The sequence below is a fragment of the Cytobacillus oceanisediminis genome (genome assembly GCF_003182355.1).
GTDB lineage: Bacteria > Bacillota > Bacilli > Bacillales > Cytobacillaceae > Cytobacillus > Cytobacillus oceanisediminis_A.
Map to the genome: position 1 here is coordinate 211,896 of NZ_QGTW01000006.1, position 22,589 is coordinate 234,484.

19 protein-coding genes and 1 pseudogene are annotated in these 22,589 nt (G+C 40.7%); 2 read left to right on the forward strand and 18 right to left on the reverse strand.

The window, feature by feature from the left end; all coding sequences use genetic code 11:
* Positions 1–2: 2 nt before the first annotated feature.
* Together DFO73_RS13425 and DFO73_RS29850 are read right to left on the reverse strand one after the other, a co-directional pair.
* Positions 3–773 carry an ABC transporter ATP-binding protein gene (locus DFO73_RS13425; protein ID WP_110065249.1) on the reverse strand — a complete coding sequence of 257 codons (771 nt, stop codon included), beginning with the start codon at positions 771–773 and terminating at the stop codon, positions 3–5.
* 386 nt (positions 774–1,159) lie between these two features.
* Positions 1,160–1,751 (reverse strand): annotated as a pseudogene (locus DFO73_RS29850) (alcohol dehydrogenase catalytic domain-containing protein); the annotation flags it as partial.
* A 259-nt stretch (positions 1,752–2,010) separates the two neighbouring features.
* On the opposite strand from DFO73_RS29850, the gene DFO73_RS13435 reads away from it, so the two are divergent.
* Both DFO73_RS13435 and DFO73_RS13440 read left to right on the forward strand, forming a co-directional pair.
* Positions 2,011–2,475 carry a hypothetical protein gene (locus tag DFO73_RS13435; protein WP_110065250.1) on the forward strand — a complete coding sequence of 155 codons (465 nt, stop codon included), beginning with the start codon at positions 2,011–2,013 and terminating at the stop codon, positions 2,473–2,475.
* Positions 2,476–2,953: 478 nt separating this feature from the next.
* Positions 2,954–3,328, forward strand: coding sequence for a nucleotide excision repair endonuclease (locus tag DFO73_RS13440; protein WP_110065251.1), 375 nt, complete (start codon positions 2,954–2,956; stop codon positions 3,326–3,328).
* A gap of 61 nt (positions 3,329–3,389) precedes the next feature.
* Here DFO73_RS13440 and pssA read toward each other — a convergent pair whose 3' ends face one another.
* The 16 genes from pssA to DFO73_RS13520 form a co-directional block, all read right to left on the reverse strand.
* Entirely contained in the window at positions 3,390–4,085 is a 696-nt protein-coding gene (gene pssA / locus DFO73_RS13445; protein WP_110065252.1) for a CDP-diacylglycerol--serine O-phosphatidyltransferase, read from the reverse strand.
* A gap of 546 nt (positions 4,086–4,631) precedes the next feature.
* On the reverse strand, positions 4,632–5,723 hold the full coding sequence (locus tag DFO73_RS13450) for a CaiB/BaiF CoA transferase family protein (protein ID WP_258309469.1): 1,092 nt from the start codon (positions 5,721–5,723) through the stop codon (positions 4,632–4,634).
* Between the two features lie 20 nt (positions 5,724–5,743).
* Positions 5,744–7,312, reverse strand: coding sequence for a fatty acid--CoA ligase (locus DFO73_RS13455; RefSeq protein WP_110065253.1), 1,569 nt, complete (start codon positions 7,310–7,312; stop codon positions 5,744–5,746).
* A 20-nt stretch (positions 7,313–7,332) separates the two neighbouring features.
* On the reverse strand, positions 7,333–8,484 hold the full coding sequence (locus DFO73_RS13460; protein WP_110065254.1) for a thiolase family protein: 1,152 nt from the start codon (positions 8,482–8,484) through the stop codon (positions 7,333–7,335).
* A 12-nt stretch (positions 8,485–8,496) separates the two neighbouring features.
* Positions 8,497–9,642 (reverse strand): acyl-CoA dehydrogenase family protein, encoded by a 1,146-nt coding sequence (locus tag DFO73_RS13465; protein ID WP_110065334.1) that lies wholly within the window; start codon positions 9,640–9,642, stop codon positions 8,497–8,499.
* A gap of 177 nt (positions 9,643–9,819) precedes the next feature.
* Positions 9,820–10,587 (reverse strand): 3-hydroxyacyl-CoA dehydrogenase, encoded by a 768-nt coding sequence (locus DFO73_RS13470; RefSeq protein ID WP_110065255.1) that lies wholly within the window; start codon positions 10,585–10,587, stop codon positions 9,820–9,822.
* Positions 10,588–10,662: 75 nt separating this feature from the next.
* Positions 10,663–11,229, reverse strand: coding sequence for a competence protein ComK (locus DFO73_RS13475; protein WP_110065256.1), 567 nt, complete (start codon positions 11,227–11,229; stop codon positions 10,663–10,665).
* A gap of 897 nt (positions 11,230–12,126) precedes the next feature.
* The gene (locus DFO73_RS13480; protein ID WP_142669525.1) at positions 12,127–12,426 is read right to left on the reverse strand and encodes a hypothetical protein; all 300 of its coding nucleotides are present in this window, start codon (positions 12,424–12,426) and stop codon (positions 12,127–12,129) included.
* A gap of 248 nt (positions 12,427–12,674) precedes the next feature.
* Positions 12,675–13,196, reverse strand: coding sequence for an RNA polymerase sigma factor (locus tag DFO73_RS13485; RefSeq protein ID WP_258309470.1), 522 nt, complete (start codon positions 13,194–13,196; stop codon positions 12,675–12,677).
* Positions 13,197–13,230: 34 nt separating this feature from the next.
* Positions 13,231–15,189, reverse strand: coding sequence for a DUF6449 domain-containing protein (locus DFO73_RS13490; RefSeq protein WP_258309471.1), 1,959 nt, complete (start codon positions 15,187–15,189; stop codon positions 13,231–13,233).
* Positions 15,164–16,060 (reverse strand): ABC transporter ATP-binding protein, encoded by an 897-nt coding sequence (locus DFO73_RS13495; RefSeq protein ID WP_110065259.1) that lies wholly within the window; start codon positions 16,058–16,060, stop codon positions 15,164–15,166. Before DFO73_RS13495 ends, DFO73_RS13490 begins: the two co-directional genes overlap by 26 nt.
* Positions 16,044–16,442: a GntR family transcriptional regulator gene (locus DFO73_RS13500; RefSeq protein WP_110065260.1), complete on the reverse strand. Its 399-nt coding sequence runs from the start codon at positions 16,440–16,442 to the stop codon at positions 16,044–16,046. Before DFO73_RS13500 ends, DFO73_RS13495 begins: the two co-directional genes overlap by 17 nt.
* Before the next feature lie 174 nt (positions 16,443–16,616).
* Complete coding sequence (locus DFO73_RS13505; protein WP_110065261.1) at positions 16,617–18,407, reverse strand: L-lactate permease; 1,791 nt, start codon at positions 18,405–18,407, stop codon at positions 16,617–16,619.
* A gap of 237 nt (positions 18,408–18,644) precedes the next feature.
* Positions 18,645–19,421 carry an IclR family transcriptional regulator gene (locus DFO73_RS13510; protein ID WP_110065262.1) on the reverse strand — a complete coding sequence of 259 codons (777 nt, stop codon included), beginning with the start codon at positions 19,419–19,421 and terminating at the stop codon, positions 18,645–18,647.
* Between the two features lie 67 nt (positions 19,422–19,488).
* On the reverse strand, positions 19,489–20,268 hold the full coding sequence (locus DFO73_RS13515) for a fumarylacetoacetate hydrolase family protein (RefSeq protein ID WP_110065263.1): 780 nt from the start codon (positions 20,266–20,268) through the stop codon (positions 19,489–19,491).
* Positions 20,269–20,332: 64 nt separating this feature from the next.
* Entirely contained in the window at positions 20,333–22,510 is a 2,178-nt protein-coding gene (locus tag DFO73_RS13520) for a malate synthase G (protein ID WP_110065264.1), read from the reverse strand.
* Between the last annotated feature and the right edge of the window lie 79 nt (positions 22,511–22,589).

Below are 22,589 nucleotides of genomic sequence, written 5' to 3' on the forward strand. Positions count from 1 at the left end.
TTTTATACGGCATCTTCTTCTCCCAGATAAGCTTCTATTACTTTAGGATTATTCTGGATTTCTTCTGGTGTCCCATAGCCAATCAGCTTGCCGAAATCCAGCACTGCAATATGATCGGATAAATCCATGACAACTCCCATGTCATGCTCTATCAAAATAATGGTTGTATTCATTTCCTCGTGGATATCGATAATATAGCGTGCCATATCCTCTTTTTCCTCGCTGTTCATCCCGGCCATTGGTTCATCCAAAAGAAGGATCTCTGGTTCCAATGCAAGCGCCCTGCCGGTTTCAACCCGTTTTTGCAAACCGTAGGAAAGTGTACCCACAGGCGTGTTCCGTATGTGTTCAATTTCGAGGAAATCGATTACCTGCTCAACCTTTTCACGATGTTCAACTTCTTCTCTTTGCGCTTTTCCCCAATAAAGGCCTCCTGAAAGAACCCCTGTTTTCATCCTTACATGCCGGCCGAGCATAAGATTGTCCAAAACCGATAAATGAGGAAAAAGTTCAATATTCTGGAATGCCCGGGCAATTCCAAGGCTGGCTCTTTTATGGGGCTTATAGCGGGTTATATCTTCCCCCTTGAAATTGATCGACCCGGAAGCCGGCCTGTAAAGACCGCTAATGCAATTCAGCATACTCGTCTTACCTGCACCATTTGGCCCAATGAGTGAAAAAATCTCTCCTTCCTTCACTTCATAAGAGACATGATCCAGAGCAACAACTCCGCCAAATCGCAGTGTGACATCTTTAATCTCTAAAATTCCCAAACTTTCAATCCTCCTTTTTTCGAGCAGCGAAATATATTTTATAAAATTATGAATAGTTTAAATATTCTTTATACAATACTTTTTTCCTTTTTTTCTTAAAAATATTTTTTCACAGACCCCAGCACTTTCTCATTTTTATGTTCATTGAATTTTTGATATGACAATTTCCTTATGTGGATGTGTTTTTCACTATAGATATAGGAGAATTTAGGAGACTTTAAGATTATCGTTCAGGAAATTGAAAAACGTACTCATGAGGACGATTAGTTCCTTTTCTCTCTGCTTTTTCCTTCTAACGGGCACTAATGAAGACGATTTGTTCCCTTTCTCACTGTTTTTCCCATTCTACAAGCACGAGTTGGAGCCTTGCGTATTCTGACAGCTGCTAGTTTTTCGTCAACCGTATCAACTGCAACGACCTTTAATCCCATTGCTTTAGGATATTGGACTGCCACATGGCCTAGTCCCCCTATTCCATAAACAGCCACCCATTCACCCGGTTTTGCCTCCCCGACTTTAAGGGCTTTATATGTAGTCACTCCTGCACAAAAGATTGGTGCAACTTCAACATAATCAAGCGAATCGGGAACTTTTACTACATAGCGTTCATCTGCCAGGCAATATTCTGCGCAGCCGCCATTGATTGAATAGCCGGCATTAGCTGGTTATGGCAAAGAGTTTCACGTCCTGTTAAGCAATATTCACATTGTCCGCAAGCGGAATACAGCCAAGGAACACACCCCTGTCTCCTGCCTTCAAGTGAGTAACTCCTTCTCCGGCCTCAACAATTTCCCCTACACCTTCATGGCCAGATATGAGCGGAAGTGTTGGTTTACCGGCCAGTCTCCATGGGCTGCATGCAAATCTGTATGGCAAATGCCGCAAGCTTTGATTTTCACTAAAACATCCTACTAATGGAATTTTTATGTTTTCAATTGCCAGGTTTTCTTTAAATTCATGTACCACTGCCGCTTTCATTTTTTTTCAGTGCTGCAATGTTGTTCACACATGTCCTCTCACCTCTAGCGTTAATTTAGCCTATCAACCACGGGTTTATTGTCTTAAAAATGACATTATTCTACAATATATTTGTGAATATTTTCACATACCAAACGAACATTTATAACATTTTTTCTAACAAATTAATAAATAGCTTATTTTTAAATTACATATTGATTAAAACTCAAAAATATACATAACAATGCTAGTAGAACATTTTAAAAAAGGAGAATTTCACTTGATCTGTGTATGCGAAGAGTTATATCCTCCCCGTTACGGCCTTTCCGGAAAAGCTGCCATCGTCGAAGATAAACAGACTGTATTAAAAAATTTTGGATTACGGGACGAACGTTGGCTGCGTTTATGGAATATTGACTGCAGACTTCTAACAATGTTTTATCAATCACTCGATCCCCGGTATGACTGGTTTATTGTCGTTTATGATTATGAGAAGTTTTGTATAGATAGTGAAGTTAAAGAAGCCATTATCTGGCATGAGGTTGGGCACATCACCTACCCTGTTGGGCGCAACAGCATATGTGTGGAAAACGAAATCAAATGCGACCATATTGCTGTTAATAGCGGACAGAAGGAAGGATTGAAAAAGGTGCTCGATCTTACGCTTAATATGGCACGCTCACTTAACAATGAATTGCTTATGAGCATGACAAATAAAAGAAAGGAAAGAATAAAGGCTTACTAGGATCTGAAGGGATCCTTTTTTAATTGCTTGCTTTGTTAAAGCTCATTATTGATTTTGTCCTATGTTGATTTGAGCGTAAGGCGTGAGAGCCTCGAAAATGCATTCGCATTTTCGTGCGGTGCTTGCTCGAAGATGCTTATTCAATGCCCAGCGGGAATACGTATCAAAGAGAGCCCCCGGGGTCCGCTGAGATTCTTGTGCGGAAATCCTTAACAGAGCTAATTGCTTCTAAAATTTCCCTGTCCAAACAGGAACCTCTTCTGCCTATACGGGCGCTTTATGAAGTTTTTCCATTTCCAGGCACCATTTAGTTTATTCACTACACGGGTGCTGAGAGGTATTTTTAGATTTTCGTGCAAGTTTTGAATCATGAATCCTGACTCTGGACAAAATAAATGCAATTATCGGTTTTTTTCCGGATTGTGGATTACTTAGCAAATTTATGGTACCCTTTAGTTCAGAATAGGAAGTGATGATATTGATTAAAATTGAAATCCCTGAACCAAATCTCGTGATTACAAAAAACAGGCAAACAGGACAAGCAAGCGAAAGTGAGCTTAGCAGTGTCTATGGCTTCACAGATTACCATAAGATTCCCAGAGACAAAGGCGGCATGATTTTGTTTTTTGATGTGAATGAAGACCTGCTGTTTGTAGGGAAAGCCCGCAAATTAAGACAGCGTGTCAAAAAGCATTTTGAAGACAATGTATCGCCAATCAAAAATCACCGTGATGAAGTCTATAAAATTGCCGTTATCTATGTGGAAGATAGCATGGAACGGGAAATTTATGAAACCTATATTATCAATACACTGCAAGCAAAATATAATATTGACAAAGTCTTCTACAAGTAAAAAGGCCAGTTAGGCCTTTTTTTCTGTTCACTAAAAAAACAGACCCTTTTAAAAGAGTCTGCTAATCGATGTCTTTTTTATTTTTTCCTTTAATAAACCTATAGGCCAAATACGCTATATATAGCGGAATGGCAATGTAAATCAAGTTGGGAAATGGTCCATATGAACCCTTATAGATAACGTATAATACACTTCCCAAAAAGATTGTAACGATTGTCCCATATTTTGGAAGAGGGACTTCCTTAAAGCTGGGAATTCGTATTCTGCTTACCATTAAAAAACATAGTGCCGTGAACACAACCGTTGTGATGATATTGGGAATCCGGTCACCAAACAGTGTCAGAATAGCCATAATACCTCCGGCTGCGGTTATGGGCACTCCGATAAAATAGTTCAGCGAGGATTTCGGAGGGCTTATGTTAAATCTGGCCAATCGATAGGCTCCGAACAATGGAAAAAGACCGGAAACAATTAATCCAAGTATTCCAAATTGAAAGAAGTATGTATAAAATACCAAAAACGAGGGTGCAACTCCGAACGTAACAATGTCTGCCAGTGAATCCAGCTCTTTTCCAAGCGTACTATCCGCTTTCAGCATTCTGGCGAGCCTGCCGTCCATGCTATCAAGCATCATGCCAATTAATATGAGAATAGCTGCATTTTTGAATTGTCCATTGGCAGCAAAACCAATTGAAAGAAAACCGCAATATAAGTTACCCAACGTAACCATGTTTGGGATTGTTTTAATAAAACGCACTCGTGACCATCACACTCCAAATTTTACAAAAAGTTTATTTTAGTATGTATTCCCATTCATTATATCATTTAATCCTTGTACACAGTTGCCTTCTTTCAAATAGCGACAGCAAAAATACATCACATGGTTACTTGTCCATACAACAATCGTTAAGCTTTCATTATTTATTGTATAGACAAGGAGGTACTAAACGGCGGAACAATCATCGACTCCCATACCACTTTTAATAACAACACGTTTGTTGTCACCTATGTAACATCCACGTTACTTTTAAAAGAATTAAAAAAAAGCGATAACATCCGACTGGTTCTTTCAGGGCTTTACCAATCTAATCAGGGCAGTGATTCGTATTGATTTTGGGAGTATTACTATTATCTATTCTTAGCCAATGAAAAGACCCTTAACTTATAGATTAAGGGTCTTTTCATTTTTTTATCTTCTGATTCCATCTTGCTTTCAGAAGTTTTTATCTTACAAAACTCAGCGCCGCCAGCCCATGAAACGTTCTTGCTTACTTTTAAAGTTCTTTCTCTTTTTTCATAGACTTTATTTTCTCCGCTGAGATTCCCTTGTTAAAACTTCTTCTGTGTGCTCGCCTTTTTTTGGTGGCAATGCCACTTCTGACTTTAAACCGCCATGCATCTTAATGGCAGGATAACTTAGGTTTTTTTCAAAAGTTCTTTTGTAAAGTGGAAAGTCTTTCAGTTCCTCCGTTTCCAATATAGGAGTCAGGCAGCAATCAACTGCTTGTCCAAATTCGGACCATTCCCTCATTGTTCTGCTTATGAATAGTTCCGTTACTTCCATAAAAATAGGATTATCACCATTAGTCTTGGAAAACTGAGCCTCGATCCAATCTTCCCTCCCCGTTGCTTTACAGAAGTTCACCCAAAACTTAGGCTCCAGAGCAGCAAGTGCCATGAAACGTTTATCCCATGTTTCATAGATTGAATAAGCAATGATTTCCCCATTTAAAACAGAAATTCCATTTGAATAGCCTGTCTCATTCTCAATCAGCAAATGGTTTCCCATGATTGAAGCCATAACCTCGGCTATGGAAATACAATGATAACCGCCATTGCCGGTAAGCTTACAGGAAAGCAAAGCAGCCAGTATTCTTTCGCTCGCTGCCATGCCTCCCATATAATCTGCCATTGTATTGGCGGGATGAATTGGCCTTCCGTTTCGATCCTTTAACTGGGCAAGGACCCCACTGACTGCCATATAGTTTAAGTCATGGCTTCCCAGGTTGCGGTAGCCTTCATTCTCACAGTAGCCTGTAAGGGAGCAATAGACGATATCTGGTTTCAGCATTTTAACTGAATCATAATCAAGCCCCAGCTTTTTCATAACACCTGGACGGAAACTTTCTAGAACAGCATCACTTTCAGCTATCAGCTTCAGGGCAGCAACTCGCCCATCATCCTTTTTTAAATCCAGCGTTATGCTTTTTTTTCCGCGGTTATTGGCCACAAATACAGCACCTGTACCCTCGATTTTGATATCTAAATGTCTGCCCGGGTCTCCATTTACCGGTTCCACTTTAATGATTTCAGCTCCCAGTTCCGCCAGTCTCATTGAGCCATATGGGCCTGGGAGATAATTTGAAAAGTCGATTATTCTTATGCCTTTTAACATCATGCAATCCTTTCTGCGGCTTATATTTTCCCATCTGCAAATAAATCTTCAAGCTGTTTGCGAAGCATGAATTTTTGGATCTTGCCGCTTGCATTTCTTGGCAGGACATCACAAAATACATACTTTCTTGGCCGTTTATAATTGGCGAGCTCGATGCTGTTTCTACAAAGTTCGTCCAGCGCTTGTTCTGTCAGGGAAGGATCTTTTTTTACAACAAATGCCGTAACTGTTTCTCCCCATCGGTCATCAGGCTGGCCGATTACCGCAACATCAAGAACTCCATTATGCGTATATAAAACATCTTCTACTTCACGTGGATAGATATTTTCTCCTCCGCTTATGATCATGTCGTCGACACGGTCTTTTACAAATAGATACCCCTCTTCATCCAGGAACCCAATATCGCCCGAATGGTACCAGCCGCCATGCATCGCATTTTGGGTAGCTTCTTCCCGATTGAAATAGCCACTCATCATACATGGGCCTTTCACGATTATTTCGCCTGTTTCTCCTGCTGGAACGGTATCTTCCGGATCTGACGGGCCGTTTTCGTTTGGCCGGACAATTCGTATTTCATGATTTAGGCATGCCTGCCCCGCGGAGCCTGCTTTTCTGATCTGGTCGTGTTCAGACAGGAACGAGATAGCAGGGCCCATCTCCGTCATTCCATATGCCTGCACAAGGGAAATACCCAATTTCTCGCGGCAAGCATAAACGAGTGCAGGAGCCATCGGAGCTGCCCCGTAAAGCCCCAGTTTAAGGCTTTCAAGATTATAATCACTGAGGTTTTCCTGCAGAAGCATATTCCACATTGTTGGTGCCGCGAAAAATTTTGTAATTTTGTCTTCAGTAATTAACCGTAAAACTTCTTTCGGTTCAAAATGATGGAGGATTGTATTTTTTGCACCCACATGCACACGGGGCAAAAAGGCACAATGAAGCTCTGCACAATGAAACATAGGTGCGGTTACGAGGCCATTATCGCTGCTTTCGAGCTTTGTTGCCCCGATGACGATGAGGCTTTGTTCCACCATATCCCGATGGCGATGAACCACACCCTTTGGCCTCCCGGTTGTACCGCTAGTGTACATGATGGCGTATAAGTCATTCTCTTCTATATCCCCTTCAATATCGGTGTGTGGTGCCAAATCGACTTTTTCTCGATAAGATGCTGCATATTCGGGCGCGTTTTCATCAATGTACCAGAAGGATGTGTGGGGGAAACGCTGAGCAATGGGAGTAATGCCGGATTCCAGCATTTGCTCAAATAACACTACTTTTGGTTCGGCATCCTGGAGAATATAAGCTACTTCCTCGGACATCAGCCTGAAGTTGATCGGATTGAACACCGCACCAATTTTAGCACAGGCAAAAAACGCAGTTGCCAATTCTTCGGTGTTAAATAAATAGGTTGAAACCCTATCGCCTTTCCTTACACCTGCATTTAATAGGGCATTTGCGAGTTTATTAATTTCCAGGCTCCATTCTTTGTAAGTAAAACGCAGATTTTTCCTGACATCATACAAAGCTTCTTTGTTCGGAAACTTCCCAGCAGTTAAATCAAAAATGTTCCCAATTGTAGTCGTCAATTTCATTCCTCCCCATATTTTTAATCTAATCTTTCAATAATTGTTGCATTTGCCATTCCATGGCCTTCGCACATTGTCTGCAGGCCGTAGCGTCCTCCGGTCCTTTCCAATTCATGCATCATGGTGACCATTAAGCGGGCTCCGCTTCCTCCAAGCGGATGGCCAAGCGCTATCGCACCGCCGTTAGGATTGAGCTTGCCCGGATCGGCCCCTGTTTCCTTCAGCCAGGCAAGCGGGACAGGGGCAAAAGCTTCGTTCACTTCAAAAACATCAATCTCATCAATTAATAAACCGGCTTTTTTTAAGACTATTTCTGTTGCCGGAATCGGTCCTGTCAGCATTAAAGTAGGATCAGAACCTACCACTGAACGGGCAAGAATCCTAAACCTCGGTTTAAGCCCCAGTTCCTCAGCTTTTTCTCGGGACATAATCAAAAGGGCAGCTGCCCCATCACTTATTTGGCTTGAGTTGCCTGCATGAATAACTCCATCTTCCTTGAAAACTGTTTTTAAACTGCACAGGGCATCTACAGATGTTCCTTTCCGGGGTCCGGAATCTTCTTTAACTGTAACGGTTTGTCCGTCAGGCAGAGTCACTTCCACTGGTGCAATCTCCCGGGCAAAATAGCCTCCAGCTTGTGCCTTCAGTGCTTTTTGATGGCTTTCATATGAGTAATGATCCAATTGTTTTCTTGTAAATCCATACTTTTCTGCAATTCGTTCTGCCGATAATCCCTGATGAATAATTTCATGCCTGCTTGTCAAATTATTGCTGAATCCAACACCTTGATAGCTGGAGCCTATAGGCACACGGGACATGCTTTCAACTCCGCCTGCAATGACAACATTCATATCTCCGGCTAAAATAGCCTGTGCAGCGAAATGGACAGCCTGCTGGCTTGAACCACACTGGCGGTCAATAGTTATTCCAGGAACCTCAATAGGAAAACCGGCAATCAAAGCGGCTACCCTCGCAATATCCCCTGTTTGTTCTCCAATTTGCGATACGCATCCAAGGATGACATCTTCAATAATGACCGGGTCAATGCCAGCACGATTTACCAGGGCTTTTAAAGCCTCTGCAGCCAGATCATCGGCCCGGATATCTTTTAAAAGTCCATTTTTTTTGCCGACAGGGGTGCGCACTCCTTCTACAATGACAGCTTCACGCATATTTGCTCCTCCTTATAAGCCCATATTTTTAGCAATAATACTTTTCATGATTTCATTTGTACCGGCATATATGCTGGCGACCGGAATATCCCTGAACCTTCTGGCAATCTCGTATTCTTCCATATAGCCATAGCCGCCATGAAGCTGCATGCATTCAGCGGCAATTTTCCGGGCATTGTCTGTCAATTTCCATTTCGCCATGGATACTTTTGTAACCACATCCTTGCCTTCCATATGCTCGGCAATTAAATTGTCAAGAAAGGCCCTTCCCATTTCAATATCCGTAGCCATTTCAGCTATTTTGAATTGAGTGTTTTGGAATCGGCTGATTTGCTTTCCAAATGCCTGGCGGTTCTTAACATATTCAAGTGTTAATCTAAGCATTTCTTCTGCTGCCACTTGTGCGGCGATTGCGACTACAAGCCGTTCCTGCTGCAGTTTTTCCATTAAATATAAAAAGCCTTTTCCTTCCTCACCAATTAAGTTCTCTTTTGGAACCTTGCAGTCCTCAAAAATCAGCTCAGCTGTGTCCTGGCAATGAAGACCTACTTTTTTTAACTTCCTTCCCCGGCTAAAACCGGGTGTATCTCTCTCTATCGCAAGCAAACTTACTCCTTTGTGCCTCGGCTCGGCATTCGGATCCGTTTTACAGGCTACGATTATCAAATCTGAATGGATTCCATTTGTTATGAAGGTCTTTTCGCCATTCACAATATAATGGTCCCCTTCAAGCTTTGCTGTCGTTTTAATCCCTGCCAAATCCGAACCAGCCCCTGGTTCAGTCATGGCAATCGCGGTGATGGTTTCCCCAGTAGTGCATTTTGGCAGCCATCTTTTTTTCTGTTCCTCTGTTCCGTATGCAGTTATGTATGGAACTACAATATCGTTATGAAGCCCGATTCCGACAAGACCTGAACCTACTTGTTCAAGCTCTTCATTGATGACAACCGCAAAGCCCCAGTCCACTCCGCTACCGCCATACTTCTCTTCAATATCAGGGCATAAAAAGCCCTGCTTACCCATTTTGCGCCAAAACTCACGAGGAATAATCCCGTCCTCTTCCCATTGCTCATAATTCGGATAGGCTTCCTTCTCTAAAAATTTGCGTAAAGAGCCTCTAAAAATTTCATGCTCTTCCTGTATGTATGGTGCAGCCATCGCTTTCCCTCCGAATCCATAAATTTTCTTGCCATAGTTCATATTGATGCATTTCCGCCTTTGCAAAGGCTTTCATATATATTGTACAATAATAGTCATTATTTTTAGAACATTTAGAAATATAAATTTCAAAAAACCTAACCTTCTTCACAATTGAAAGGTTAGGTTTCTTTATTCCTATTTTGGCTGCATGCGAATACCCCCGTCCAGGCGGATCGTTTCTCCATTCAGCATCGGATTTTCCAAAATGCTTTCAGCCAGCTTTGCATATTCTTCCGGATACCCTAATCTTGATGGAAAAGGCACCATTTTCCCCAAAGAATTTCTTTCCTCTTCCGGGAGTGATTCAAACATAGGTGTATGGAATAAACCTGGAGCGATTGTCATAACACGGATACCATAAGAGGCAAGCTCTCTGGCGATTGGCAAAGTCATGCTGACCACACCGCCCTTTGAAGCACTGTAGGCTGCCTGCCCTATTTGCCCTTCAAAGGCTGCAACAGAAGCCGTGTTAATAATGACCCCTCTTTCTCCGTGTTCATTCGGTTCATTCTTTGTCATCTGGTCCGCAGCTAATCTGATTATATTGAAAGTCCCTACAAGATTAATAGAAATAACTTTTGAGAATGTTTCAAGCTTATGAATCCCCTTGCGGCCCAGTAATTTAGAAGCAATCCCTATTCCGGCACAATTAATAACCGTATTAATATACCTAAATTGATCTGCTGCATATGCAACTGCTCTTTGGACGTCGTCTTCCTTTGTGACATCTGTTTTTATAAAGATGACATTTTTTCCCAAACCCTCCATAAGCTTTTGCGCACGCTCTTCTGCCAGATCAGCAATAAGTACTTTTCCGCCACATCCTGCTATTTTCCTGGCAGTCGCTTCGCCTAGCCCAGAAGCACCGCCAGTGATTATTGCCCTGCAATCCTGAAGTTTCATAATGAGCCTCCCTTTTTAATATGCTTTCTTAGGAGTTCTTTTCCATTTACAGGCTCGTTAATCCTGCTGATTATTTTAAAAGATTTGCTTTAAATGTTTATTTCGGTAATTGTTATATTCATCCCGTATAAATTCCATGCCATATTCAGGATCAAGCATGAAGGTTCCTGTCCTATCCGTTATTTTCTTCATTTTGTACTGAAGCTGTTCAGCAGAATCAATTCTAGATTGAAGCTGTTTTATGCTAATCTCCAAATTAATCATACAGCCATTGCTCAACATTACACGTGTATGTTTTTTAGAATAATAGGCTATATCGGCAATATGATGCAGAGCAATCCAAACACAGTCTGCCTGTTTTGGTGATATGTGAGGGATCCAGTACATATCCGGATTGCCGTTAATGCGTACAGGCGGAATATGTATATTCCCCAGAATCGTTTTTGTTCCCCGTATCGCTCCCTTTAAATCAGAGCAATAATGCAAAAGACTTTCATTCATTAACTGGTATGGCGATAAATCTACACAAAAATTATGGTTCCCTTCAATTACTTTTGAGTAGTTTCCGCTCGACGTGGATTCCGGTAGAATGGCCATTGTATCCCGCCTTACTACAAACTTTTCTTTATTACTACTCACCATATTTATTCATCTCCCTTTTTAAAATATTTGTGACATATTTCACATTTTAATAAAAAGGAGTATACTTACATGGAAAGGTATACTCCTTTCACCTCTCTCTCTTGTGTGAGTCCGCCAGGCTTAGGCAAGAGAGAGTTTATTTTTGTAACGCTATCACACCCCTTTTAAACATAGCGCTTTAGTTTCCGTTAAGGAAAAATTTATTTTGCCAATAAATTATGTTCATGGTGAGGGCAACATTCTTAGGAGAAGCAGGTACGAGGAGACTTACTAAGCAGATATCCTGCTATAAATACACAAAATTACGACAATTCTTGCGCTTTCGGGACTATTATACCTATTATTTCTATTAAATGTAAAAATATTAGTATAAAAATTTAGCTATTTTCGGAGCAAAAAAATGGCTTCTCTTCCTATTGATTAACTTCATTGACACATTTACTAGTATAGGTATATAATATTTTGGCTTTTTTATTAAATGTAGATAAAATTGCCAGCTTTTTATTGATTTCTTGGGTTAATATTTATTTTTTTAATAAGTTAAGTTCCCTATGATAACTTTCGATGAATGTTCACATTTTACGGTGCCTGAGATGGATAAAACATGGACGATAATCGTTTTAACTTCCGATTAACTACCATATCACGAGAATCCTTGAGGTTATCGTCGTTATTCCTCCAGATTAACTACCATATTACAGGAATCCCTGAGATTATCGTCGTTATTCCTCCTAATTAACTACCATATCACGAGAATCCCTGAGATTATCGTCGTTATTCCTCCAGATTAACTACCATCCTTCAAGCATCAAGGAATTATTGTGGTTATTCCCTTCAATTAACAATTAAATGGGACAAAACAAAAAAGGGTGCCGCCATTATTCAGCACCCTTTTTCCTATTGCATCGATTTCTTTTCAAGATAATCCACCAGCTGAGGATGGTCTGCTGCCAAAAAGATAGCCGTGTTTTGATCAAAAATTACGAATAGCGGGCTTGGCATGACATGGCCACCCTTCATTTTCCATGGCTTAGAGATGTTAACCTTACTGACGCCAGGCAATTCTTTCAGGTTCAACTTTCTCATTTCTTCTTCATTTCCAACCGCCCATATAGCGTATTTATCGGGTTCTTCGGCTCTCCACTGAGCTTCATGTAATAGCGGGTCTGCCTCCCGGTAAATTTTAAAAGATGTCATCCTGGTTTGCATCGGATCTTTTTGATCAAAAAAGGTTACAGAAGCATGGACTTCCTGGCCTACTTTCGGAGAATTATTAATAGAATATAAGATTTTTGGGATAAGTCAGCGGCAATCTATTGATTTTTCCAGCATTTTTTTTGATTTTCTTGTTTAAAATGATTTATCATCAAGTTATGGATTTTATCAGCATCTGTTCCAATGAAAAATAAAAAACAGCTCCCTTTTCAGAAGCTGTTTTTTTAAAATCAGGCAGAATACCGATCTCCCAGCATTTCTCTCAGCTGTTTTCTGACCCGAAATATTTTTGTTTTAACTGTATTCGGGTTCAATTGAAGAATATCGGCAATTTCTCTTTCTTTTAATCCGTGATTAACCTTAAGCAGGAACACTCTTTTTTGATCGGGTGAGAGGGAATCGACATATGCGTATATCTGTTCCTGCAGCATGTTCATCTCTGCTTCCTGCCCGGCATCGAGATGATTTCTTTCCAGACAATTTTCCAAATCGATACAATCTGCTATTCTCTCGTATGTCCTTCTTTCTTTTCGGACAAAATCGATCGCTGTTCTGGTTGCAATCGCCGATAGCCATGCCCCCAATTTTTTCTGATCCTCAATGGTATCTATTTTTTCAAATGCCTTAATGAGTGTTTCCTGCACAACATCCTGTGCAAGATAGTGATCACGGGTAATGCAGTAAGCTATATGAAAGAGCCGTTTATTGTACAGATTGCAAATTTCACTCATATCCAATGAACGTTTAGTCACTCTCATCCCCCTCTCTTTCCAGCTTACCTAGCTTCTATTCAAAATGGTTTTTAATGAAGTCTGGCACGTTTTCTCCATTGAAGTTTTTAATATCAATCGCTCTTTGTTCTTCAAAATAGAAGGCAATTAAATATTCTCCATCTATAAAACCTCTTGCGTTTTTAAGACTGCTCTCAATTTGTTCTTTATTGGTAATCTTCATTGCCAGGTTGCTTTGTTTCATATCTTCAAAAATGTCCTCATATGAAAAACCTCTTGCATGATTAATCTCAAGGTCCTCTGCTTTCATAACCAGGGCATATGAAATATCGTTACTTGTTACTCTCGCCTCCTCCAGCAGCGAGTTTTCCTTAAGCCATTTTTCAAACTTTGTATAGGAAGGATTCCATTGCATGTAGGCTTTCTTGCTGTCGCCATAGAAAATCTCGATATAGGCATACGGCTCAACATGATTTTGGCTGTCTTCATAGGCTGCTGAATCCACTTCTTCAGTCAAAATCTCAACCGCTTCTTTTAGCTCATCAGGATCTGTGATGGTAGCCCGCTTACTAACAGGACCGGAAGGAGTAATGGTGATTTTGGTAGTTTCATCTGCTTCGACTTTGTAGATTTCGTTTGTTGCTGTTTTATATTCATCCGATTCATAGATAAGCTTATAAAATGGTCTGTATTTCGTTTTATCTATTTTGTAATTTCGAACAATTTTTTCGCCATTTTTCAGCTCATACACGATAAAGGCAGTATCTTGGTCATTGGACTCCCTGTGATCAATATTTTTATTTTCAACAATCTCTTTATGAAGCCTTCTGACCAGGTCAATATTTTCATATTCTCTTAGATATAAAGGCTCATCCCTATCAATGTCACTATAAAGATAATAACTTTCACTAAAATGGACCTGCTCAATTTCTTTAGCTGCGGGTATGTTTTTTTCGTATTGGGTAAAGTCAAATTGAAAAAGTATGAACAAAACGGCCATTGCAGCTGTATAAATCATCAGCCCTTTAAGGTGGATAGTTACACGCCAGGATTTTTGCAAAACCATTTCTGCTATCACATATCCGATCAGCGCTCCGAACACATATCCTGCAATAAGCCATCCCATGCCGCCTCGCATCTCGCCAAAGTACATTCCTCCAAGTAGCATGGTGCAAAATGTGGTTCCATATTTAAAAATTGGTTTAGTAATCGGAAATACAAGCGCCTGGGAAACACCCTCCAGCTTTCTCTTTTTATAAACCCACAAACTGAGCCAGTACAGGGAGAGTATAAGAATGAGATAAACCGCAATTTCGGGTGCTCCAGATACACGGTAATTGATTTGTGCTAAAGAAACCAAAGGGGAAAACTTCTCAAACTTGCTCTCTAAATAATATTGACTCGGATAACCATATAAGTAGAAAGGCAAATTAAAAGCCAGCAAAATAATCAGGCCAACTGGGAGCAACAATATAATATATGTTAACGCTCCCTGTACCGCAGATAAACCAGAAACCATTCCTACAAAAATACCGGCCAAGTAGATTAAGATGTTGTACATAAGGGTTATGCCCAGCCATTTAAAAATTTCACCAATGTTATAAAAATCATACAAAAAGAACGGCTGATAAAGAATCAGCACGATAATGGCAATGAGCAGAACTGGCAAAATTAAAAGAATAACTCCAATGATGGCATATTGATGAAATATGGCTTCTCTTTTAACTGGAAGGCTATGCATTAAATCACTATACTGTTTCACCTGAAGAAACCGGAATAAAAAGACTGCCATAAGCACTGGTATGCTCATGTTTAAGATAATCTGAATCTGAAAATGATATTGAAACAGATTGTCAATATCTATGAATTTACGCTGTTCCTCTGAAACGGTCATCAGAATCTCAAGCGGAATGGAAAAAAACAGCCCTAAAAAGTAGATAATCGAAACCCAGCCAATACTCCTGGTGATGATTTTCCAAATTTCTTTATTAACCAAGGATATTTTGGACGGCATATCCAACATCCCCCATTTCATAAATAAAAATTTCTTCCAGCGTAAGGGGAAGCACGTCAAGAATGACAGGTTTAAATTGTTCAACATATGCGGAGATTTCCTCTGCATCTCCCTTTACGATGCAAATCATGATGCTCCCTCTTTTTTCTTTATGCAGTAGTTTCATAGAATCAAAGATGGCAGGTACAGGCCCTTTAAAAGCTACCTGAATTTTATGGGTATCCGATTTTAGATCATCCAAGTCTTTTTCCAATATGATCCGGCCTTTATGCATAATGCCTATGTAATCACATAAATCTTCCACTTCCCGTAAATTATGAGAGGAAATCAAAATGGTCATTTCCCTTTCTGCCACCTCGTCAATGAGCAGGCTTTTAACCTTTTTTCTCATAACGGGATCCAGGCCATCCATTGGCTCATCAAGAATAAGAATTTCTGGCCTTGCGGACAAAGCAAGAATGAATGCAGCTTGCCTCTGGATTCCTTTCGAAAATTTATGGATCTTTTTATGTACATCCATTTCAAAAATAGCAGCCAGTTCTTCAAAACGAGCATCATTCCATCGGCTGTATATGCTCTTATAAAACTGTGCCATTTGCTTGACTGTATATTGTGGCAGAAAAAAGGGATTATCCTGGATAAAAAAGATCTTCTCCTTAATGGCCGTGTTATCAAAGACCGGCTGGCCATCAATCGTAACTGATCCTTCGTCCTGTACATAAATGCCGGACAATAGCTTTAAAAGCGTTGTTTTCCCGGCTCCATTGGAACCAAGCAATCCATAAATAGATCCTTTGTTCACATGAATGCTAACCTTTTCGACAGCTTCCAATTCCTCAAAAGATTTTCGGGCATTACTGATTTTGATCACTTTCTATCCCTCCCCCTACGGTTGTTTCTATCTCTTTGATCATCTTGAATAATTCATCAGCTGTAATGCCGAGGTACAATGCTTCTGAAAGGAGCTTCGAAAGCTCATTTTTCACTTTTACGATTTTTTCACTGTTTTGCTTTGGAGTTGCAGGACTGACAAAGCTCCCTTTTCCTTTAATAGAATAGATATAGCTTTGGGATTCAAGTTCCCTGTACGCCTTTTGAATGGTATTAGGATTGATCGTCAGCTGCTGGGCCAGCGTTCTTACGGAAGGCAGCTGTTCATCAGCCTTTAAAACCTCTGTTATGATCAGCTCTTTTAACCGTTCAACCAATTGTTCATATATGGGCTTCCGGCTCCTTACGTCCAATTCAAACATGCTAACCCTCCCATCTGTATACAGTGTACTATGATACATAGTACAGTTAATACAGTTAGATTATATTACAAGAAATAGGAAAAGAAAATAGGGTTATGGAAAATTTTCTTCATATCTCTAATAATCCATTAAAAAACTGGCTTAGCATAAGAGCTAAGCCAGTTAGAAAAGACCTTATTTAGCAGACTTTACATTCACTGAAGGAGGAGGCAAAATCATGTTGGAGCGTCTGTTGTTTGTTGCAATAATATATACAGCTGCAACGGCTATACCAACCGCAATAAATGAACCCAGGTTAAATATGCCTTTTTGTGAATACCAAACAATCGAGTATCCGACTGAACCTGCTAATAGTGCGTAATAGAAAAATGGGAACAAGGTTTTTCGGATAACAGCTCCTTCTTTACCAACAAGACCAACGACTGCTGATGCTGCAACAACATTATGGACACAGATCATATTTCCTGCTGCACCGCCAACTGCCTGAAGGGCCACAATCCATGTTGCATCAACACCAATTTGTGATCCAACATCGTACTGGAATAAGGAGAACATCATGTTACTAACAGTATTACTTCCTGCAATAAAAGCACCAAGCCCGCCTATGAATGTTGAGAATAATGGCCAATAATCGCCGGCAAGAGCGGCAACACCATTTGCTAACTCTATTGGCATTTTATCAAAACCTGCTGCACCGCCTCCTGAGTTAAGAAACACTTGAACCATCGGAACGGTAAAAATTAGGGCAGTAGAAGCTGCAATTGTTGTTTTAAATGATTGACCCCAGGCCCGTTTGTATCCGCTTCCATTCATACCATGTAAAAAATAGGTGATTAGGGATACAAGAATAAAAATCGTGCCAGGCAAATATAAAGGCTGGAAGCTGGATGTAATTCCAGAATCAAAGATATTTTCGAACTTAACAGTCCATGATTGCATCCAACCTAAGAAAGGAAGCGTTTTCAACCTTGTCAAAACAAGGAATAATCCTACTAGTACGTATGGAGCCCAGGCTTTAACCATACTCATATTGCCGCTTTTATGTGCAATATCTTTAATTTCCAGTTTTCCGCTCCACTCAGGGTCCCATTTAGACTTTTCTTCAAAGTCCCAAATCTGATCCTTAGCAGGCATAAGGAAACCTTTTTTAGCTGCAGTAACTACCACTGCCAAACCGACTAATCCCCCTACCATTGATGGGAATTCCGGTCCAAGGACATTTGCAACGATTACATATGGAATTGTCATTGCAAAAGAAGCAAATAAAGCGAATTTCCACACCTTAATTCCTTCTGAGAAGGATTTGTTTTTACCAAAAAATCTTGTCATTAATGCTACAACAAATAAAGGAACCAATGTGCCTGCAATCATATGTAGGATTGCAACCTGGCCGGCAATTTGTGTTACTAGTACGAGGAAATTGTCAGTGATGCTTGAGTCAGCTGATAAGCCTGTTTGTACACCTACCAGAATAGGAGTTCCTACAGCACCAAATGAAACTGGTGTACTTTGGATTACCATTCCAGCAACAACAGCAGCCATTGCCGGAAAACCTAATCCTACTAAAAGCGGAACTGCTACAGCCGCAGGTGTACCAAAGCCGGATGCTCCTTCAATAAATGATCCAAACAGCCAAGCAATAATAATTACCTGAATACGCCGGTCTGCAGAAATATCGGTGAATCCCTGGCGGATTGTTTTAATGCCACCGCTTTCCTGCAAAGTATTGAGAAGTAAAATCGCACCAAAAATAATGTACAGCAAAGTTCCTGCAACAACTAGGCCATTAATCGAAGCAGCAGCGACATTTGCTCCAGGTACTTTCCAGATAAATAGTGCCAAACCAACTGCCACCAGATATGAAATCGGCATTGCTTTGCTGGCAGGCCATCTCATTCCGACCAGGAACACTGCCACTGCGATAATCGGCAAAAGAGATAAAAAAGCTAAAGTTCCCGTACTCATTAATAACATTTCCCCCTTCAGTTTTGTAATAACAAACAATAATTCCATTTTGTTGCGGACCACGAAACATTGTTATATAACTATAGTATTTTTGTTATACAACAACAACTTGACCTATACCTAATTATACAGCCCATTTTTGTAATTTCAATAATATTAAGAAAATTTAATATATATTTTTTGTGCAAAAAAATTAGCCCGATATATCTTTAATAAAAGATAATCGGGCCACTACATTTAACTTAAAGGGCTGATATGCCCCAAACGGGCGGAGACAGCTTTTCCTGTTTTAACCATAATTGACTTCAGCGTATTCATCCTATCGTCGGTCATTCTCATAGTAGGACCTGATATACTTACAGCTGCAATCACCTTTCCAAGATGATCAAAGATAGGAACAGCAATACAAGTAATTCCGTATTCATTTTCCTCCAGATCAAGCGCAAACCCCTTTTGCCTAACTTGGCTAAGTTCTTTTAGAAATTCTTCTTTTTCAGTAATGGTTTTATCTGTATGGACCGGCATCCCTTTCCGTTCCAGGATATCGAGTACCACACTGGAGGGCAGGTATGCAAGAATGGCTTTCCCTACAGATGTGCAATGCATAGGAGCCCGTTTTCCAACCTTTGAGTGCATCCTCAATGTCTCATTGCCTTCAAGCTTTTCGATATATACAACCTCTCCCTGATCATATACAACTAAATGAATGACTTCGTTTGTCTCATTTTCAAGCTCCTGCAGAAAAGGCCTTGCTTCCGCTCTCAAATCGATTGATTCAAGAAGTTTGGAGCTGATCTCAAGGAACTTGTAGCCAAGCTTATATTTTCCTGTCTCGCCATCCTGTTCAATATACCCATATTGCACAAGTGTAGACAGGATGCGGTATACGGAACTTTTATTTATGTCTATTTGTTTGGCTATCTCCGTAACCCCCAGGCCGCCTTTTTTCATGCTCACCAGCGTGATGATATCAAGTGCCCTGCTTACAGATTTAACCATATTCTCTCTTTCCAAAAACGCTCACCTCTGGTGCATAAACCTTTATCTTTTAACATTATAGCATACAGAAAATGTGAATGGATTAAACTGTTTTTGCACCTTCACGGGCTGCAGCAAATGTGTTGCGAAGCGTTCCTACTTCTATAATTTTACACTCAATCACATCACCGGAACCAACCATCTCCGCTCCAACTGGGCTTCCAGTAAGGATGACATCCCCTGGCTTCAGTGTCATCACATTGGTCAGGTAAGAAATCATTTTGCGGATCGGAATAATCATTAATTCGGTGCTGCTGTTCTGCTTTTCTTCCCCGTTTAATTTCGCCTCAACCTTCACTTGGAATGGATCCAGGTCTGTTTCAATAACAGGTCCCAGCGGAGTGAAGGTATCGAATGATTTTCCTACCGTCCAATGCCCGTCACTATGGAAGAATTGCGGTGCTGTCACATCATTTCCTACTGTAAAGCCAAAGACATAATCAAGCACATCCGATTCCGGTACATCCTTAGCCTCTTTACCGATAACCACAGCAAGTTCCGATTCAAATTTAACCTGTTCAATGCCCTCCGGGATAACGATGTTTTCCTCTGGTCCAATAACTGACGAAACTGGCTTGAAAAAGAATACTGGAATCTCAGGAAGCGTTTCCGGTAAATCAGTTTTTGCGGATACATAGTTAGCTCCAATACCAATAATCTGATTTGGCACAAGCGGGGCAAGCAGCTTTATTTCGCTTTTCGAGAAAGAATTTCCTGTATACTCCCATTCTCCAAAAATATCACCTTTAATTTCTTTAACTGTTTCATTTTCTATCACACCTGTATGTACAGCTGAATTAGCTTCGAATCGTGTAAATTTCATTTTGAATCTCCCTTCGGTTATCTGTGAAGAACAGGGCATTTTTATACCCTGTTCCTATAATTATTTATTGTTTTACAGCATACTTAGCTTTTGCTTCAAGGCGGCGGCGGTGCAGAATCGGCTCTGTGTAGCCGTTTGGCTGGTCATAACCTTCAAATACAAGGTCGCAGGCTGCCTGGAATGCAACTGAGTTATCAAAGTCAGCTGCCATTGGGCGATAAGCCGGATCTCCTGCATTTTGTTCGTCTACAACTTTTGCCATTTTCTTAAGAGTCTCAAGCACTTGTTCTTTTTTGCAAATGCCATGGTGCAGCCAGTTCGCAACATGCTGGCTGGAAATCCTTAATGTCGCACGGTCTTCCATTAAACCAATATCGTTAATATCTGGAACTTTTGAACAGCCGATGCCCTGTTCAACCCAGCGGACAACATATCCAAGAATGCCTTGTGCGTTATTGTCAAGCTCTTGTTGAATTTCTTCTGGGCCCCATTGCGGATTTTCAGCAACCGGAATTTGCAGGATATCATCGCGCAGGTCAGAAGTATCCTCCATAAGCTTATTTTGTACTTCCGAAACATCAACCTGATGGTAATGTAAAGCATGCAATGTCGCAGCTGTAGGAGATGGAACCCATGCAGTATTGGCTCCAGCATTCAGATGGCCAATTTTCTGCTCCATCATATCTGCCATCATATCCGGCATTGCCCACATTCCCTTTCCGATTTGGGCATGTCCCTGGAAGCCTGTTTCAAGCCCGGTGTTTACATTGGACTTTTCATAGCCCTTAAGCCATGCAGTTGATTTCATGTCGTTCTTGCGGATCATCGGGCCAGCTTCCATGGATGTATGCATTTCATCGCCAGTGCGATCCAGGAATCCTGTGTTAATAAAAACAATACGGTCCTTTACTTCACGGATACATGCTTTTAGATTTAAGGAAGTACGGCGTTCCTCATCCATAACACCTATTTTTAATGTATTGCGCTCAAGTCCAAGCAAATCTTCTGTGCGGTCAAACAATTCATTTGCGAAAGCAACCTCTTTTGAACCGTGCATTTTCGGTTTTACAATGTAGATGGACCCTTTTGAGGAATTTTGGTAAGGGCCATTTCCAAGGATCGTATGCTTGGCAATAAGGCTTGTTACCACTGTATCAAGGATTCCTTCCTGAATTTCATTGCCGCTGGCATCTAAAATAGCGTTGTTAGACATTAAATGTCCCACATTGCGGACGAACATAAGTGAACGTCCTGACAGGGAAAAACCTTGTCCTTCCGGGGATACATACGTACGATCAGGATTTAAAGTACGTGTCATTGTTTTAGTTCCTTTAGAAAATGTTGCAGAAAGATCGCCTTTCATTAATCCAAGCCAATTGCGGTATACTATTACCTTGTCTTCTGCATCAACTGCGGTTACAGAATCCTCACAGTCCATGATCGTTGTAACAGCTGCTTCGAGAAGTACGTCTTTAACGCCAGCATCATCAGTTTTTCCAATAGGATGGCTTCTGTCAATTTGTATTTCAAAGTGCAGGCCATTATTTTTCAATAGAACTGCTGTTGGCTGATTTTCCACACCCTGATAGCCGGCAAACTTCGCTTCATCTGCCAATCCTGCAGTTTCCCCATTGCTAAGGACAACCTCAAGCTTTCCATCCTCTACCTTGTACTGCACAGCATCCTTATGCGATCCGCTTGTTAATGGCACTGTTTGGTCAAGGAATTCTCTGGCAAATGAAATAACTTTCTCACCTCTCACAGGGTTATAACCTCCGTCCCGGTGAGCCCCATGATCTTCACTAATGGCATCCGTTCCGTAAAGTGCATCATATAAGCTGCCCCAGCGCGCATTTGCTGCATTGATTGCATAACGTCCATTGTTAACAGGGACAACTAATTGAGGGCCAGCCTGGATAGCCACTTCATCATCCACGTTTTCTGTCGTGATCTTGTAATCTTCTGCCTTTGGTTCAAGGTAGCCGATTTCCTCTAAAAATGACTTGTAGCTATTAAAATCGAATTCTTTATTTTCGCGGTGCCAAGCGTTAATTTGATTTTGAATTTCATCACGCTTGGCAAGAAGTGCTTTATTTTGAGGCGTCAAATCGCTTATAAGCACTTCCAAACCAGACCAGAATTGCTCCTGATCGATTCCGCTTCCCGGAAGAGCTTCAGAATTAATAAATGCATAGAGTTCACTTTCAACTTGCAGGTTTCCAGATTTCACATAGTTTCCCATTGGTCATTTCCTCCTTAGAATTGCCTCTTTGATAACATTTTTGTTTGCTATTACCAAACACTGTTTCTTGCTGTCTCTT